Genomic DNA, 17,808 nt, shown 5'->3' with positions numbered 1-17,808 from the left:
TTTAAATTATATACAAAATTTACCCAAATAAGTCATTACAACATCTATGGCTGTATTGCCTATTGTAGTACCATCATGAAAACAGTTATCCGTAGGAGCAATGTAAAACTGATAGGGTTCTTGCTTTACTTTAATCACAGGATAGGCCGGATAATGCTTTAAAAAATAATCTGTAATATTTTCATTGGTTATTTCTACCTCCTTAAGTTCTTCTTTTTCTTTAAGCATATTACATGCCTGCTTCATCGTAAGATTAATAAATAAAAAATATCGAGATTGCTCACCTAAATTGATGGTAAACCTGTTTCCATACTGATAACAGGTATGCAGGGTCATATCTTTAGAACTGTCTTTATGTACTCCTATATAATGAATGTCTTTAAAGGTATAATTTTCAGGTAATTTCCTTTTATTTAAAGAAACCACTTCACTATTGGGATAGTTGGTTGCAATACTCATAAACCTATAAGGCGCCAATGAAATCTCATCCAACACCCCATTGAGATGGGTATTTAGTTCCTGAACCAATTCTTTATTTTCAATGAATTTTTGAAATGCATCATTATCTGAAGTAGCGGAATGAAGATTAAGCTGATGGAACAGGGATTTCAATTCTTCAGGGATTTCTCCTATAAAAACCGAATTATAATCTTTCTTATTAACATGGTCTCCTTTTATAGTATCAAGTTCCTGCTCGGAAAGTTTTCGCCAATCCCTTTTCGCCAAATGTGCATTGGGTTCATATTGTGCCTTGAACTTAATGTCTTTGAATACAATTTCTACAGGTTCCTGTTCTGAATGATGGGCAACTCCAGAATTGATTTCTAAAACATTTTCTAAATTCTCACCGTATATTTTGATTCCTGATTTGAGTTTCATAGTGATTAGTAATTATTAAATTCTCCCACAAATACCATGGTGATATCAAATTTTTTGTTCCCCAGCGTACTTCCATCATGAATGAAATTATCTGTTGGAGCAATATAATATTGGTAAGGTTTTACTTCTATTCTGATTACCGGATAATCCGGATACAGGGAGAAAAATAATTCTACAATATTATCTGAAGTAACAGTAATATCCTGATGATGCTTCTTAACATCGGTATAAATTTGTTTCAATGTTAAATTTACAAAATACAGATATCTGGATTCTTCACTAATATTGATGGAAATTCTATTGTCTGATTTATACGCTGTATTGGGCGTAAATTTTGTACTTTGGTCTATATGCAAACCCGTATATTTTATATGCTCCCTATTATGGAGATGAAAAGTAGTAGTATGCATATCCGGAAGACATCTTGTAATACGATGAAAATTGTATTTCTGAGAATCGGATTTTTGATTAAGAAATTGATTTAAAACTTTATTAAGCTTTAATGTAAGTTTTTCATCTTCCTGAAATTTAGGCTGAACATCAAATAGAGTCTTGCATTCCTCCAGCTTTACTGCTTTAAACAAGATCTTTAATTCATCCGGAATCTCGCCCAGTCCTAAGGTATTGAACATTTTATTGCCTTTCTCTGAATAAGAGAGAATTTTATATTCAGACTCAGTAAGATCCCGCCATTCATCATCAGGTAAATAGGCATTATCAAAATATTCAATTCCTGTATTGACCACTTTTTCGGCCACTACTCCTTTATTGATTTTAAGCTGATTTTTCCAGTTAGAACCAGAGTCTCCAGCCAAATACATTCCTTTCTTTAGATTCATACTAAACGATAATGCATTAATTTCTCTTTAACTTCAGTTTCAATCATAATTTCTTCTGTTTCAAATTCCATCTCATTGACTATATCATCATAAGAAACTTTAGACAACTCCATTTCCTCTTGGGTTTCTTTTGGAATTCCGTCTATAATATCATTCTGAATATAGGTAATAAGTTTAATCATATCATGACAATAAATAGTAGGATTATCAAAACCTCTTTCGTTAGAATAACGATTACCTAAAAATCCACCACCACAAAAATCATAAATGGAACAGTTGAGGCATTTTTGTGATACCATTGAATGAGCATTCATATAAACATCAAAAAGCCGATCTTTAGAAGCATCACCAATAGCATGGGTATGAATATTAATATTATTTCTGGTAATTCCTTCATAGCAAGCTCTTATAAAGTCTGCTACTTCTAAATTCCCATTGGTTTCCAGTACGGCAACCCCATTGATATTTTTACCTAAAACCTGATCTCCTTCATCCTCACCCACAATCAGATCAATAAGTGTTTTAAAAAATCTCACACTCATCCTTTCTTTGTCGTTCTTCCAGATCTTAAACAATTCTATAAGCCAATCTGCATAGGGTGTATAATTTTTTGTATTAACCAATTCTTTTTCCATTCCATCAGGAAGTTGGTCAAAATGACCATCCGGCAGAAGAATATTAAGACTTTTTACGTTAAGCTCCTTCACTTCATCATACAGTTCCTGAGGAGGAATATTAATATTGATGACAGACAAAATTCCATTAAGTCCATACTCCTGTCCCAAGACAATTGCTTCTTTTACCTCATCATAAGAGCCTTTTCCATTATGAAAAACACGGTATTTATCATGGTATTCTTTAGGCCCGTCTATACTTATCCCTACCCTGATATCCAACTCATTAAAAAGCTGATACCATTCATCATCTAATCCAACACCATTGGTCTGGATGACAAAATCAAAGTAATTATCAGGAAGTATTTCCGTGAAAATCCTAATGGATTCACGATAAAACTCTTTGGATATTAATAAGGGTTCTCCTCCATGAAAAACAATCTGTATATTATTCAAATTATTTTCCAGGCAATATTCATTAAGTTTAGCTGCGAAGGCTTTTATGGTATCAATTGACATGAATTTAGGCTGCTTCAGATACGTTTTATCACCCAAATTATACATGTAACAATACGAACAGTTGAGATTGCATCTACTTGCAACCTTTAATACAAAAGATGTAATCATATCCTATAGAATAAAAAAATAGTTCTCCGCCATAGCGAAGAACTATACATTTTAATTTAGTAATTATAGCTTAGTGGTAGCTAATAAGAATTGATCAGCTCTGTTATAAGCAGCCGAAGCTCCTGATCTAGCTGTTACGCTACAATTATCAGGTGATACTATAATAGTACTTCCACCACCAAAAATAGATTTATACAAATCTACATTTTCAGAAGACTGCATCGCTTTTTTAAGGATGTTCTTTTGCTCTAAGTTACTGGTAATTTTTAGTTTCTTTTTCATGATAAAATAGTTTTGGTTAATAAATTATAATAATTCCCCAAATATAGATATTTTATTAAACGAAAAAGAAAACTTTTACAAAATAATTACTTTTTTTTAATTGTTATTGCAAAACCACCACTTCTAGCCATTTTAAAATTAATTTTTGATTTGCTTGTGATTGTTTTGTTGTAAATATGATAACTCTGAGGATTATTGATATAATCAGCATCTTTTCCATCTTCATAGATGGTTGCTTCATAGGCTTGCCCTTTATCCAGGAATGAGAAATCCACCGTATATTCACGTTTGTTTTCATCTGTAATACCTCCTACAAACCAGTTTTCTGTACCTTTTGCTTTTCTGGCAGTAATTACATAATCTCCCGGTTCTGCAGATAAGATTTTCGTATCATCCCAATCAGCAGCAACATCTTTGATGAACTGGAATGCATCCATATGCTTTTTATAATTCTCAGGAAGGTCTGCAGCCATCTGAAGCGGCATATACATCGTTACGTATAAGGCAAGCTGTTTTGCCAATGTTGTTTTTACAAAACGTGCATCTCCAGGGAAATAATAGTCTAATTTCGTCTGGAAAATTCCCGGTGTGTAATCCATAGAACCTCCCATCCATCTTGTAAACGGAAGTACTGTCTGATGATCCGGCTTATTCCCTCCGAATGCTTCATACTCTGTTCCTCGCGCCGCTTCTGCAGAGATGTAGTTCGGATAGGTACGGCTTTCCCCTGTAGGACGTACAGACTCGTGAGAGTTCACCATAATTTTATAGTCGTTTGCTTTTTCAGCAATTCTATAATAATGATTGATCGTCCATTGAGAATAGTGATGCTCTCCTCTTGGAATAATATCACCTACATATCCTGTTTTTACAGCATCATAGCCATATTTATTCATCGTTTGGAAAGCTTTATCTGCCCATCTTTCATAGTTCGTAGCAGAACCTGAAGTTTCGTGGTGCATGATCAATTTAATTCCTTTTGAATGAGCATAATCGTTTAGCATTTTGATATCGAAATCCGGATAAGGAGTAATGAAATCAAAAACAAACTCTTTAGAATGTCCGAACCAGTCTTCCCATCCAATGTTCCATCCTTCAATTAATAATCCCTGGAATCCATTCTCAGCAGCAAAATCGATATATTCTTTAACTTTCGTATTATTTGCTGCATGTTTTCCGTTTGGAGTTAACTTTGCAAAGTCTGTTTTACCCAAATGAACATTTTCAGCTGTAGAATATGCCCACTGAGATTTTCCGATAATCATTTCCCACCAGACTCCCATGTATTTTGTAGGATGAATATAAGAGGTATCTGTGTATTTTGTAGGCTCGTTCAGGTTAAAGATCATTTTGGAATCCATTACCTCTTCAGCTTTTGGTGCAACAATAATCGTTCTCCAAGGGGTTACTGATGGGGTCTGGATATACCCTTTTGCCCCTTGTCTGTCAGCCGTTAAGTGTGTTTTAAACTTAAAGTTCTGAGCATCTACTTCAAGGTGTGAAGCTGGATAATCTAGTACAGCAGCTTCAGCAACATTAATGTATAAAGGGCTCTTCCCTTCTTTTTTAAGCATTAAGGGAGACTGAACTGCATTTTTCACCAAAGTCTGAGAAGCATTAGCATCAAATGCTTTATCCCATTTTGCAGGAATTTCTGAAACTTTTGTTTCCTGATACTGATATTCCTGAGAGTCGTAATCTGCTACGATCCACCAAGCCTTCATATCGGTTGGGAAATCAATTTCAGAATCTTCTTCTCTGATTACGAAATAATTAAGGTTTTTCTGTTGTGGAAATTCGTATCTGAATCCCAGACCATCATTAAACAGTCTGAATTTTACTACAATACTTCTGTCTGTAGAAGCCTGATTAAGCGTAAGGGCTAATTCATTGTAGTTGTTGATATAATTTTTCTTTTCCCCAAGAACCGGCTGCCAGGTCTCGTTTTTGAAGTCTCTTTTTTCATCTACCTTCGCAAAACCGTTGTTAAGGTCATATTTTGCATCTTCTGGTTTGGCAATTTCAGAAGCAAATTTAATGGCTGTGTCTTTAAATAATCTCAATCCCAATTTTGAATCTTCAACTACCACCACCCCGTTGTATTTCAGATTATAGAAAGGAACTCCATCTTTTAACTGGAAATTCATTTCAAATTTACCATCCGGCGATTTTAAAGATTGTGCTTTCACACCTGTAAACATCATTGAGAGCAAGAGTGCTCCAACTGTAATTTTCTTCATAATGACTATTTATTAACTTAAAAAAATAGATAAAGTGCTGCGGTAAAGCAGCACTTTGCTTTTATAATTAAACTTAATGTTCTATAATGGCTTTATTGAGTAGACTCCTAATTTTAAATCTACGGTGATTTTATAGTTTCCTCCTGTACCATCAAACTTGATGTTACCATTACTCCCTTTAGGGGCCAGATACCCTGTATTGCTATCAGCTTTAAGGTCTCCCCATTCTAGCTCTCCCCAGCTCTGTTGGCCTACGAATTTCAGTTGGCTTCCCGCTGAAAGAGCAATAATGTGTTCGAATTTACCATCGCCTAAATTTGTCATTGGGATAGCACCTCCAATATTCCAACCATTAACAGATCCTACTAAATATAAGTTTGTAGGATTCCAAAGACTGATTGAAGAAGATGAAATAGTAAGAGTTTTCTTCACTGGCTCTGAATCAACAACAATCTTGTAAATCCCAGACTCTCCATTAAATTTAATATTTTCAGCATCTGCCACGGATAGGTTTGTGGACCATGTTTTGAAATATTTGTTACCATCTTTTATTCCTGCTGCATCCAAGCTATAGTTAGTAGGGTCCCAAGCTTGTTGCCCTAAAAATCTGAAGGCTTTTCCTTTCTCCAAATAGGTATAGATTGTAGAGATATTCTCATCTTTATAAAGCAACTGTGCATTTCCAGCATTCCATCCCACTGCAGAAGCTTCTCCTACTAAATAAAATGGTGGATATTCAGCAAGGTAGGGGGTAACGGTCATAGAAATTACATTAGAATAAAATACTGCGTTACCCACAGATGTTTTCATTCTAACATCAACATCTACTATTTTTTCAGGCAAAAAGCCCGCATCATTCATTATTTTATTGAACTCTTTAACACTATAAGTTGTAGATAGATCTTTTGCGTTAACATCAACACTTTTAGCATCTTTAAATCCTGTATCTTTCTTTGCAAATTCCAATGAATTATTATAGACAACAGAAATATTATATTGTGGGTTCGTCCAATCAAATTTAACAGCTTTATCTGCTTCATTATCTCTGAGAAGAACCAGAGTTTTTGCATCTGAAGCCAAAGCAGAGTTTTTTGTTTGCTGAAGCACGGCCTGATCTTCATCTTTTTCACAGGAAATCACTAGCAATCCTATGAAAACCATACTTATTATTTTAAATATATTTTTCATTTTAAATAGACGTTTTTAGAATTAATAACCTGGGTTTTGAATTAAATTAGGATTTGCTATGATATCTTTAGCCGGAATAGGGAAAAGATTTCTATAGCTTTCAACTGCTTTTCCGCCTTTCACATTTCCTTTCCACGGCCATAAATATTCTCCGGATGTAAACTTCCCAAATCTGATAAGATCTGATCTCCTTGTCATTTCCCAAGATAATTCTCTTGATCTTTCATCTAATATAAAGTCTAAATTAATAGATGAAACATTCCCACTTCCGTTTCCATAAGCTCTTTGTCTCAGTTGATTTACATACTCTACGGCAGTCGTCATATTTCCATTTCCTCCTCTAAGAGTGGCTTCAGCATACATCAAGTAAATATCCGCTAAACGATACAATGGAATATCTGTTTCTACCCAATTTGTATTAGATCCGGCAGAACCGTTGCTTTTAACATTTTTATATTTAATGAATGCATATCCATCATTGAATGATCCTAAATCATTAATTTCCAGATTTTGTCCGTCTGTATAAAAGTTTCCTCTTTTATCCGCTCCGTTAGCTGGGAATTTTTCTACAAATGATTTAGTAGTTCTAAGGCCACTCCACCCTCCATTAACTCCAAAGTCAGAAGCTTTCATTGAACCTCCTATTGCAGCATGAACCAGATAAGTTGTTCCTCCGTTTGTCTGTGTATTAATACCATCAAAATTAACCGTTAGAATAGCTTCTGGATTGTTTTGATCATTATCTGCAAGAAAAAGTGATTTATAATCAGATTTCAAGGCATATCCGGCTCCAATTACTTTGTTACAATAAGTGATACAGTCATTGTTTCTTTGTGTTCCTGTATAAACCCCTGCATTAAGATAAAGCCTTGCTAATAATGCCCATGCAGCCGCTTTGTCAGCTCGTCCATACACACTTGTTTTTGCCTCCTTCATGTCATTCGCACTGGCCAACAATTCCTGTTCTACGAAATTAAATAAAGCTGCTCTTTCTATTCTTGGAGGTCCGTCAACTGCTCCCGGAAGATAATCTTCTTTTGCAAAAGGTACATTTCCAAACATATCCAAGGCATGATAATAAGACTGTGCTCTTAGGAAACGAGCTTCCGCTCTCATATATTTAGCTTCAGTAAGGTTGTTTCCTGTAATACCATTCTGTGCAAGCTTTTCATCAGTTACATTTCTCAAAAACTCATTACAAAGTCCTATCTCTGTATAGATTCTATAGTACATCGCAGTGATGAATTCGTTAGAAGAATCCCATGTCATCTTATGAATAGTATGTAAATTCCCATCATTCCAACCAATTACCGCTTCATCTGTGGAAACAACATTTAATGTATACATCAATCTTGTATACTGTGAAAATCCGCCATTGATCCCACTTATATCACTATCCGGATAATTTCCTCCGTCTCCTGATACTTGGCCACCCATGGATAGTCCTCCATATAATTTAGCTAATACATTCTGATAATTTCCAAAATCCTTAAAGACAACATCTGCTGTAACATCAGTCATAGGCTCTCTTTCAAGATCTTTTATACAGGAAGTTGTAGAAAATAACATGGCTACAGCTGCTGTTATTACTAAACTTTTGATTTTTATATTTGATTTCTTCATTTCTTCTAGTTTAAAATTGAAAATTAAGTCCTAAGGAATAAATTCTAGGCATTTGATAATATCCATTATCAATTCCACCAAATACCTCAGGGTCAACCCCTTTATATTTAGTGATTACAAAAACATTTTGCGCCATTGCATATACTTTCAGATTACTATTTTTATTAAAAATATTTCCGAAATTATATCCGACATTCAGATTATCTAATCTAAAGAAAGAAGCATTTTCTACATATATATCAGAAAAATATCTGTTGGAATCTTTTAGAGCATATTCTGGTGCAGTATAAAAGACATTCTGAAGATATTCATTGGTAGATGCAGACTGCAAAGAACTGTTTGATGCCGCATTGTTATATACGTAGTTTCCTAATACAGCTCTTGCACTTAATCCAAAATCCCAGTTTTTATAATTAAGTTTGGTTGAGAATCCTAATAAGGCATCAGGAGTGGTAGACTTGTAATAATACTTATCACCAGTATCTATTTTTCCGTCTCCGTTTCTGTCTACATAGGCTCCATCAACAGGCTTACCATTCGCATCATATACCTGTTGGAATACCCAGAAAGAGTTTGGTGCCTGTCCTACTGCATGGGCCTGAATCATATTTCCTGCTCCTCCTTCTATACCACCAACGGCAATATTAAAAGACGCATCTGCTCTCTGTAAAAGGTTTGTAACAACTGGTTTATAATGTGTTGCATTAAAGCTTACTTCCCAGGTTGTTTTTTCAGTTTTAATAGGAACGAAAGTAATACTTCCTTCTATCCCTTCATTTTTCATGTTTCCTACATTCATCCAGTTCGCATTACTCACCCCTCCGGCAGGCGTATTTACGTATACCAAAAGATCTTTTGTATCTTTTCTGAATAAATCAATGGAACCTGTAATTCTATTTTTAGCAAAACCGAAATCTACCCCAATGTTTTTAGTCGTAGTTGTCTCCCAAGTTAAATTAGGATTATAGTTGGTAGGACGGAACATATAATAGTATTGGCTGCCTAATTCATAATAAGCTCCCGGATTACTTCCGGCGTATGAGGCATAAGCAGGATAATTATTAGGCCTGTTCCCATCCAACCCAGGAAGTTCCTGTTGACCTGTTTTCCCCCAACCAGCTCTAATTTTTAAATTACTGATGGCTGAAATATCTCTAATAAAACTTTCTTCATTTAATTTCCAGGCTACAGATACCCCAGGGAAGTTACCCCAAACATTATCTCTGGTTCCATTAAAGAATCTTGAAGAACCATCTCTTCTCATGGATCCGGAAATCACATACTTATCAGCAATCGTAAAAATAGCTCTTCCATAAAAAGAAAGTAGTGTATTTCTTGTTTCAAAATCTCTGTTAACCTGAGTTGCAGCATTTCCTTTATAATTAGTTTCTCCTGGTATAACCGTAAGGAAATCCTGATAAGAATACCCTGCTGTAAGATCTACACTTGTATTGATGGCGGTAATTTTCTTAAGATAATTAAAATAAGTTTCCAATAACTTATTCTTCTTTTCCATACTATAGAGTCTGGAACTTCCCATATCATTTATCCCTGGTCTAAAAATAGGACTAACAGATTTTTGACCGTCACTTTTTGTATAATCATATCCTGCATTTACATTAAAATGCAGATCTGGAAGAAAATGAAACTTATAATCTAATTGAATGTTTCCAAGTCCCCTCCATACAGAAGAAACATCACGGATACCATTCAGCATTCCAAGTGGATTTGATGTAGCATTCACATTAAATCCATTAGGTGCACCTGCATCCAGCCATTCATAATAGCCACCAAATTTGGAGTTTCCGGAATATACTGACTGCGTAGGATCAAAATAAGTTGCCGCTCTAATTACTCCTGCGTCTACAAATCTATTATCTGTAAAGGTTCCTTTTGCGTTAACGTTTACAGAAAGGTGATTATCAAAAAACTTAGGATTCAAGTTTAATCCAATTGAAGTTCTTTTGAATGAATTCGTTTTTACAATACCATTTTGTTCATTATACCCTAATGATAAACGATATGGTAACCCTTTAACACCTCCTGAGAAAGACACGTTATTATCTGTTCCCCAGGCAGCCTGATAGATAAGGTTCTGCCAGTTAGTGTTAGCTGTTCCTAATTTAGCTCTATAGGCAGCAGATGCATTTGCATTCACAAAATCCCTAAACTGATCACCATCTAAAACATTTACATTACTCATTTTGGTAGAAACAGAAGTTACTGTAGAAAAATTTACTTTAAATCTTCCTGCAGATCCTTTTTTAGTCGTAATTAAGATAACCCCATTTGTTGCTCTGTTACCGTAGATTGCGGTAGCTGAAGCATCTTTTAGAATGTCAAAAGATTCTATATCACTAGGGTTTATTAATGATAGAGGATCAGAAGCTCCGTTTACCCCTACAAAATCCTGTGGTACCCCATCAATTACAATTAGTGGAGCGTTATTCCCATTTAAAGACGCTGTACCTCTAATTCTGATTGCAGTTCCGGATCCAGGCGCACCACTATTATTAGTGATCTGTACTCCAGGTGTTTTCCCCTGAATAAGCTGTCCTGCAGAAGTTGCTCCACCGTTAAAGTCTTTGGCTGTTACAGAAGTAATAGATCCTGTAAGATCCGATTTCTTCTGCTTACCATATCCAATCAAGACTACCTCCTCGATTTTCTTCTCTTTGGTGGCCGAGTCTTTAACCTGCGCATGCATTACTGTACTTGCCAGTAAAAAAGCAGGCGCTATTTTTAATACCGTTGTAAAATTCTTCACAATTTTATTTTTATAGTTTCGTTTTTCAGTCTTAAATCCGGCCTGAGCCAGTGCTGCAATTTAAAAAAAAATTAGAATTATTATAATTTTAATATAAATTATGATAAAATTATGTATATTACGAAACCGTTTTTAGTTAAAATTATACTCCTCAATCTTTTACACGATAGTATGCAATACATAACATTTGTTTCGCGTTAACAAAAAGTTAAACATATGTTTAACTTAATTTCATATGAAACTCTGAAAAACGGCAAGATTCATCATAATAACTCCACAAAGAGCGGTATTCAAGAGATAATCCTTATCTTTGCAGTCAAAACTTTACTATAAATGTCAAACAGAAAGATGATTACGGCAGCTTTGCCTTATGCAAACGGTCCGGTTCATATAGGACATTTGGCAGGTGTTTATATTCCTGCGGATGTTTACGCAAGATTTCAGAGAAGATTAGGAAAAGATGTAGCGTTTATCTGTGGTTCGGATGAACACGGTATTCCTATTACCATAAGAGCTAAAAAAGAAGGCGTTACGCCACAGGATATCGTTGACAAATATCACGGGATTATTAAAAAATCTTTTGCTGATCTGGGAATTTCATTTGATGAATATTCAAGAACAACTTCACCAAAGCATTATGAAACCAGTCAGGATTTCTTCAAAGTTCTTTATGAAAAAGGAAAATTTACAGAAGAGGTTTCTGAACAATATTTTGATGAGCAGGCAGGAGAATTTCTTGCTGACCGCTATATTGTAGGAACTTGTCCGAACTGTGGTAATGAGAATGCTTACGGTGACCAGTGTGAGAAATGTGGTTCTACCCTTTCTCCCTCTGAACTGATCAACCCAAAATCAATGCTTAGCGGAAATGTTCCTATTCTTAAAGATACAAAGAACTGGTATCTGCCACTTAATGAATACGAAGATTTCTTAAACGAATGGATCATTGAAGGTCATAAAGATGACTGGAAGCCTAACGTATACGGTCAGGTTAAATCTTGGTTAAACGATGGATTAAAGCCACGTGCCATGACCAGAGACCTGAATTGGGGTGTTCCTGTTCCCCTTCCGAATGCAGAAGGAAAAGTTCTTTATGTTTGGTTTGATGCTCCTATCGGATATATTTCTTTCACAAAAGAATGGGCTGAGAAAAACGGAAAAGACTGGAAAGATTACTGGCAAAGCGAAAACAGTGATCTGGTACACTTTATCGGAAAGGATAATATTGTATTCCATTGTATTATTTTTCCAGCAATGATGAAGGCACATGGAGATTATATCATGCCTAAAAATGTACCTGCTTTTGAATTCCTGAACCTTGAGAATGATAAAATCTCAACATCAAGAAACTGGGCAGTTTGGGCGCATGAGTATGTAGAAGAATTCCCGGGACAACAGGATGTTTTAAGATATGCTCTTCTTTCATCGGCTCCTGAAACTAAGGATAATAATTTTACATGGAAGGATTTCCAAACGAAGAATAATTCTGAATTGGTAGGAATCTTCGGAAACTTTATCAACAGAGTTGCCGTTCTTATTCATAAATATTATGATGGAGTTGTTCCTCAGGGAGATGTTAACAGCCCGGAATTAAAAGAGATCAATAAGGCAGCTGCAGAAATTTCAGAATTCCTTGATAATTATGAGTTCAGAAATGCTTTATCTGCATTAATGAACCTTGCAAGATTCGGGAATCAATATCTTCAGACTGAAGAGCCTTGGAAAACCATTAAGGATAATCCGGAGAAAGCAGCTCAATCACTTTTTGTAGGAGCTCAGATTGCTGTTGGTTTAGCTCAGTTATGTGAACCATTCATGCCTTTCAGTTCTGAGAAGCTATTGAATATGTTCAATGTTGAAAAGAAAAGCTGGAGCGATGTTGAAAATCAGTCTGTATTAATTGAAACAGGTCACAAGATCAACGAATCCTCTCTTTTATTCTCAAAAATTGAAGATCATGTAATCGAAGCTCAGATTCAAAAGCTGGAAGACACCAAACAAAACAATAAGAAAACAAACCCTAACGCTAATCCAATGAAAGAAGAAATCACTTTTGATGATTTTACTAAAATAGATCTTAGAACAGCAACCATTTTAGAAGCTGAAAAAGTAGAAAAAGCAGATAAATTACTGAAACTTACTGTAGATACAGGAGTGGATGTAAGAACTGTAGTTTCAGGTATTGCAGAAAGCTTTACCCCTGAAGAAGTGATTGGTAAGCAGGTTATGATCTTATTAAACCTTGCTCCGAGAAAGATCAGAGGAATTGAGTCTCAGGGAATGTTGTTATTAACGACTAAACCGGATGGTAAATTATCTTTCGTAACACCGGATGACAGCAATGTTGAAAACGGTATTGAGATCGGATAATTACTCCTTAATATAAAGATTAAAGGCTGTTTCATCCGAAACAGCCTTTTCTATTTCAATTAATTGTTGGTTATATACTGTATTCTCTCGCAGATCTTACAGATTTCACAGATGATTCCAAAATATGTTTAGGCTAAAACCCGTTTCTATTGAATGTTGTTAAAAACATTTTATTTCTTTGTCAGTTTTGCCAGGTAAGAATCTTCATCCTGCAATACTTTTTCTACTTTAAATCCATTATTTTCAGCAGCATTCTTCAAAGTATTGAAGTCAAGATATAACCATGTGATCGGTTTTTCAGATTCACCTTTATAATGAACAATATATTCCAATTCTCCGTAATACCCACCGGCAGGAATGTATACTCCACCATCTTTATCGCGGTCAAACATATAAAGGATGTCTGTACTGTCGATTAAAATCTGTCCACCCTCATTCAACAAGTTTCCTAGTTTCTGAAGGTAGGTATCTATCTTGGATAACCCTTCAAAGATTCCGGTACCATTCATTAATAATAAAACAGTATCAAACGTTCCTTCTGAAAAATCAAGAATATTCTTGCAAACAGCATGCTTAACTCCTCTTAACTTGCAAACTTCAATGGATTTTGGAGAAATATCTAAAGCCGTAACATCAAGATTCGCATCATTCTGAAGGTATAAAGCATGTGAACCGGCTCCAGCACCAATATCCAACACTTTTCCTTTAGATAACTGTAATGCTTTCTGCTCAATATCATTCATCTCTTCAAAATCCCTGAACAAATAATCTACAGGAAGTTCATCCAATTCAGAAATTGATGTTTCCGTCTGCAGGTCTTCAGGATTTTCATTATGATAATAATCCCAGATGGCTTGCCCCATTAAATCTTTCATAATGCAAAGATACAGCTTCAAAGGATAAAGTTCAAAGTTTGAATGGCGAGTTTTAGGTTGCGGGGTTCGTGGTACGAGGTTATGAGGTACGGGTTACGAGATTTGCATTGTTATCGTTATAATGTTTCTCGGATCTTCATATGTCTATATTATTATAACGCAATAGATCGCAAGGTTTTGAAAATGCTAATTCTTTTTCTAAGATCACAAAGGTGTTTCACTCAGCAATGAAACCATTTATGTCCTAGCTAAAGGAAATGCCTTTGCGAACGAAATTATTTTCAAGTTTGATTAAAAACTTTGCGATCCCAGCGTTAAAAATATTAAAAAGTTTCCTTATTAGAACTCAGGCTATGCTATAGATTCCTTTTCTTCACGTCTGTCTGCCTGCGACTCGTTTTCTGCTTTCCCAGCTTTCCAGTAAGAAAATGCATAGAGCTCTTTTGAAGTCCAGTTTTTCTCTTTTCGAAGGAAAGTACGTATTTCTTTAACGCTGGAGAATTCACAAGCTACATACCCGAATTTTGAAGCTTCAGGAATATCAATACTCTTCACCACATCAGCAATTTCACTGCTGATTTGAGGCTGGGAATTATGAAGCCATCTAAATTCAATATCTGCTTTGGTTTCCAATATCTGCTCATCTTCTTTTCCATGAACTTCGATAATACAGACTCCTTTTGCTGTTTCCGGAAGCGTTTCCAAAATAGCACTCAACACAGGAATTGCGGTAGCATCACCTGCCAATAAATACCATTCTGCTTCAGGATATAGCCCTTTTCCATCCAGACGCATCATTACACCAAGTTTTGATCCTGCTTGTGCATTTCTAACCCATTTTGAGGCCGGGCCTCCGTCTCCATGATCCACAAAATCAATGAATACTTCATTCTTTTCCAGATCAATTCCTCTATGCGTATACGTTCTGATGGATGGAGCCACTTCTTTTGGCGGATGCACCCATTCATGGTTTTCATCTATCGTCGGAAAATAAACTTCGTTTACCCCAACCGGAGGAATGGCAATTTTATTATTGTCTCCTATCGTAGTGTTTTTAAACAATTGAACTTCCGGAGAATACAAATACACTCTGATAAAATGATCGGTAATGTATTCTTTTCTGGTGACTTCGGCAATGAACTGCCCTGTTGAAATTTGAGCCATAACTGAATTAATTTTTAAGTTAAAATCCAGATTCCTATCAATATCAGAAACCGGACTTGTAGAAAGTATTTGATCCAGACTAAGGCATGATTACCTTAATCTTAATTTGTTAAAATTCAAAAGTATAAGACAGATTAAATGTTCTGCCTCTTCCTTTATAGTTAAATAGGTCCGGAATTCCGTAGCTTGAATATAAAACCTGGGAACGCTTGCTCCAGATGGTCTGATAATCTGTATTGAACAGATTCTGGATTCCAAGGTTGAATTTTCCAAACTGGAACCGGTAACCTATCATAAGGTCTGATGTATTGTATCCTTCAACAACATTCATAAGCTCATCCTTCTGCTTGAAATTCTGTAATGATTGGAATCTGAATGACCAGTTTTTCACATTATACCCAATATAGGTTACCAATTTTGACGGTGACGCATTATAAATTTCCTGCTTCTGCCATTCTCCTTTATTGTCTACTTCAGATTTGATCAATAATCCGCTTGCTCCGAAATAAACACCATTGTTCATGGAATAGGAAATCTCTGCTTCAATTCCCATATTTCTTAATTTTAAATCGTTAACAAGAATCTGGAATGTTTTCTTATCGACGACTACTGTCTTGTCAGAATTACTTAAGAACCCGGCAATCTGTGCTCTCAATCCCCCTTTATTAATACGGTATCCCACTTCAAACTGATTGGTTTTGATGGCTTGTAAAGGCTGATCTTTTACATTGATACTTGAAATGACATCCCAATTCGTTCCATTCAGCGTATATTTCCCAATTCCGTAGAATTTAGCAGGATCTGCCAAACTTGCTCCCTGAGAGAATGTTCCCCAGACCTGGTGCTTTTCGTTGATTTTATAGAGTAATCCGGCATTCGCTAATGTTACATTATAAGAGCTTTCTCCTCCCGGAATAGCAGAGGCAGAAGTTCCATATCCCATGGCAATCTGTGTTTGCTGTTCAGAACCTACAAAATCATCCATTTTTACATTGATGTGCTGGTAACGTACTCCTGCATTAAGCTGTAATTTAGGAATGATATTATATTTTGCCTGAACATATCCTGCATAACTTTGTGAGTGGTTGGTAGGATATCTTCCAAGCCTGTATTGAGTCTCGTTGATTAATCCACCACTGGACATTGTTTTCGTAATATCATATACTGATTGGTTTCCTTCAAACTTTTCAAAATCTATATCAGCGCCATAGGTAACATTCAACCCTTTCCATGATTTTGATAATAATGCCTTTATCCCTGAATAATAGGTGTCCTGTTGAGATGAAGACATATAAGCTTCAGTTTTCTTATTTGCCAGAGCTACATTTCCAGGGAAAGGATAAAAATCCTAACTTTTCACCTCTCGTGGCTAACTGAATATACAGATCCTGCCCTCCAAGAATTCCGTTTCCATTATAGGTTACTGTTGCCATATAGCGTTCTGTCCCTACATTTTTATCGGAAGAAAAACCATCTCTCATTTCCAATAAATTTCCGTCTTTCTTGATAAAAGCCCCTAGATTTTCGCCTAAATACAAGCTTCTGTCTCCATTGAATTTGGAATTATAATATTGAAGGGAAGCCGTTATTTTATGCTTATTGTTAAACTGATATCCCCCGGTCGCCAAGATGTCAATAGATTGGTTGTACTGAAGATCGGTTTGGGTAATGTCTGTAAACAACTGTTTCTGATCTGCTCCATACACTCCACCATTCTGCTGATAGGCAACTCCCAGTCTTCCAAAGAACTTTTCTCCTTTTCCTGCAATAGATTGTGCTGCACGGAAATCATGGTCATCTTTGCCCATAAATCCTGTACGTACTCCTAATTCGGTCTCTCCACTGATTCCTTTTTTAGACGGTGCTTTCGTAATGATATTAATGATACCACCGGTTGCATTTCCACCGTAGATAGAACTTGCTCCGGAAAGTACCTCTATTCTTTCGACATTAAATGGATCAATGGCATCCAATTGGCGGCTGATCGCACGGATACTGTTCAGAGAAACCCCATCTATCATTACCAGAGCAGAACGTCCCCTCATGTTCTGTCCGTAATTGGTTCTTCCCTGTGGCCCGATATCCATACTTGGAATTAATATGGATAACATTTCCTTAATGGGAACTCCACTTTTAGCCTGTTCCTGAATTTTTTCTTTCTGAACAACCCAAACGGTACCGGGAATTTCAGAAATTTTGGTAGGTTTTCTTGATGCTACGATCACCACATCTTCTATCCCTTTAGAGGTTACAGTGTCTTTAACAGTTTGGGAAAACAATAATCCCGATGCCAACAGACCTATGAATGCATAATGCTTTTTCATTCCTTCAAATCAAAGT

Annotated in this window: 13 protein-coding genes; 1 reads left to right on the top strand and 12 read right to left on the bottom strand. The window is 35.8% G+C overall.

All coding sequences use genetic code 11. The features are described 5' to 3' along the window. Positions 1–6 precede the first annotated feature (6 nt). The 8 genes from CHSO_RS09340 to CHSO_RS09305 all read right to left on the bottom strand — a co-directional run bounded on the left by CHSO_RS09340 (position 7) and on the right by CHSO_RS09305 (position 11,059). Complete coding sequence (locus CHSO_RS09340; protein WP_045495254.1) at positions 7–879, bottom strand: hypothetical protein; 873 nt, start codon at positions 877–879, stop codon at positions 7–9. 5 nt (positions 880–884) lie between these two features. Beyond that, positions 885–1,718 (bottom strand): hypothetical protein, encoded by an 834-nt coding sequence (locus CHSO_RS09335; RefSeq protein ID WP_045495252.1) that lies wholly within the window; start codon positions 1,716–1,718, stop codon positions 885–887. Next, positions 1,715–2,959 carry a radical SAM protein gene (locus tag CHSO_RS09330; protein ID WP_084220956.1) on the bottom strand — a complete coding sequence of 415 codons (1,245 nt, stop codon included), beginning with the start codon at positions 2,957–2,959 and terminating at the stop codon, positions 1,715–1,717. The genes CHSO_RS09335 and CHSO_RS09330 overlap by 4 nt, the downstream gene beginning before the upstream one ends. 63 nt (positions 2,960–3,022) lie before the next feature. Beyond that, the gene (locus tag CHSO_RS09325) at positions 3,023–3,241 is read right to left on the bottom strand and encodes a hypothetical protein (RefSeq protein ID WP_045495248.1); all 219 of its coding nucleotides are present in this window, start codon (positions 3,239–3,241) and stop codon (positions 3,023–3,025) included. Positions 3,242–3,327: 86 nt separating this feature from the next. After that, positions 3,328–5,481 carry a glycoside hydrolase family 97 protein gene (locus CHSO_RS09320; protein ID WP_045495246.1) on the bottom strand — a complete coding sequence of 718 codons (2,154 nt, stop codon included), beginning with the start codon at positions 5,479–5,481 and terminating at the stop codon, positions 3,328–3,330. An 81-nt stretch (positions 5,482–5,562) separates the two neighbouring features. Next, the gene (locus CHSO_RS09315) at positions 5,563–6,669 is read right to left on the bottom strand and encodes a SusE domain-containing protein (RefSeq protein WP_045495244.1); all 1,107 of its coding nucleotides are present in this window, start codon (positions 6,667–6,669) and stop codon (positions 5,563–5,565) included. 21 nt (positions 6,670–6,690) lie between these two features. Further along, positions 6,691–8,292 carry a RagB/SusD family nutrient uptake outer membrane protein gene (locus CHSO_RS09310; protein ID WP_045495242.1) on the bottom strand — a complete coding sequence of 534 codons (1,602 nt, stop codon included), beginning with the start codon at positions 8,290–8,292 and terminating at the stop codon, positions 6,691–6,693. 10 nt (positions 8,293–8,302) lie between these two features. Beyond that, complete coding sequence (locus CHSO_RS09305) at positions 8,303–11,059, bottom strand: SusC/RagA family TonB-linked outer membrane protein (RefSeq protein ID WP_045495240.1); 2,757 nt, start codon at positions 11,057–11,059, stop codon at positions 8,303–8,305. Positions 11,060–11,392: 333 nt separating this feature from the next. Here CHSO_RS09305 and metG point away from each other — a divergent pair, with 333 nt between their 5' ends. Next, positions 11,393–13,429, top strand: coding sequence for a methionine--tRNA ligase (metG, locus tag CHSO_RS09300; RefSeq protein WP_045495238.1), 2,037 nt, complete (start codon positions 11,393–11,395; stop codon positions 13,427–13,429). A gap of 170 nt (positions 13,430–13,599) precedes the next feature. On the opposite strand, the gene CHSO_RS09295 is transcribed toward metG, so the two are convergent. From CHSO_RS09295 to CHSO_RS26195, 4 genes are all read right to left on the bottom strand, one after another. Beyond that, positions 13,600–14,304 carry a class I SAM-dependent methyltransferase gene (locus CHSO_RS09295; RefSeq protein ID WP_045495236.1) on the bottom strand — a complete coding sequence of 235 codons (705 nt, stop codon included), beginning with the start codon at positions 14,302–14,304 and terminating at the stop codon, positions 13,600–13,602. Positions 14,305–14,655: 351 nt separating this feature from the next. After that, positions 14,656–15,468: a siderophore-interacting protein gene (locus CHSO_RS09290; RefSeq protein WP_045495234.1), complete on the bottom strand. Its 813-nt coding sequence runs from the start codon at positions 15,466–15,468 to the stop codon at positions 14,656–14,658. A gap of 109 nt (positions 15,469–15,577) precedes the next feature. Further along, positions 15,578–16,759, bottom strand: a complete 1,182-nt coding sequence (locus CHSO_RS26200) for a TonB-dependent receptor domain-containing protein (protein ID WP_232509172.1) — start codon at positions 16,757–16,759, stop codon at positions 15,578–15,580. A 16-nt stretch (positions 16,760–16,775) separates the two neighbouring features. After that, positions 16,776–17,792 carry a TonB-dependent receptor gene (locus CHSO_RS26195; RefSeq protein ID WP_232509171.1) on the bottom strand — a complete coding sequence of 339 codons (1,017 nt, stop codon included), beginning with the start codon at positions 17,790–17,792 and terminating at the stop codon, positions 16,776–16,778. Positions 17,793–17,808 lie beyond the last annotated feature (16 nt).

Origin of the sequence: Chryseobacterium sp. StRB126 (assembly GCF_000829375.1) — a bacterium.
In the GTDB taxonomy this organism is placed as follows: domain Bacteria; phylum Bacteroidota; class Bacteroidia; order Flavobacteriales; family Weeksellaceae; genus Chryseobacterium.
The sequence above is the reverse complement of the archived record's forward strand: the minus strand, read 5'-3'. Positions and strand labels throughout refer to the sequence as shown.

Coding starts and splice junctions, on each gene's coding strand:
- CHSO_RS09320 (WP_045495246.1), bottom strand. CDS start 5,481: ATGAAGAAAATTACAGTTGGAGCACTCTTGCTCTCAATGATGTTTACA.
- CHSO_RS09340 (WP_045495254.1), bottom strand. CDS start 879: ATGAAACTCAAATCAGGAATCAAAATATACGGTGAGAATTTAGAAAAT.
- CHSO_RS26200 (WP_232509172.1), bottom strand. CDS start 16,759: ATGTCTTCATCTCAACAGGACACCTATTATTCAGGGATAAAGGCATTA.
- CHSO_RS09295 (WP_045495236.1), bottom strand. CDS start 14,304: ATGAAAGATTTAATGGGGCAAGCCATCTGGGATTATTATCATAATGAA.
- CHSO_RS09315 (WP_045495244.1), bottom strand. CDS start 6,669: ATGAAAAATATATTTAAAATAATAAGTATGGTTTTCATAGGATTGCTA.
- CHSO_RS09290 (WP_045495234.1), bottom strand. CDS start 15,468: ATGGCTCAAATTTCAACAGGGCAGTTCATTGCCGAAGTCACCAGAAAA.
- CHSO_RS26195 (WP_232509171.1), bottom strand. CDS start 17,792: ATGAAAAAGCATTATGCATTCATAGGTCTGTTGGCATCGGGATTATTG.
- CHSO_RS09330 (WP_084220956.1), bottom strand. CDS start 2,959: ATGATTACATCTTTTGTATTAAAGGTTGCAAGTAGATGCAATCTCAAC.
- metG (WP_045495238.1), top strand. CDS start 11,393: ATGTCAAACAGAAAGATGATTACGGCAGCTTTGCCTTATGCAAACGGT.
- CHSO_RS09325 (WP_045495248.1), bottom strand. CDS start 3,241: ATGAAAAAGAAACTAAAAATTACCAGTAACTTAGAGCAAAAGAACATC.
- CHSO_RS09310 (WP_045495242.1), bottom strand. CDS start 8,292: ATGAAGAAATCAAATATAAAAATCAAAAGTTTAGTAATAACAGCAGCT.
- CHSO_RS09335 (WP_045495252.1), bottom strand. CDS start 1,718: ATGAATCTAAAGAAAGGAATGTATTTGGCTGGAGACTCTGGTTCTAAC.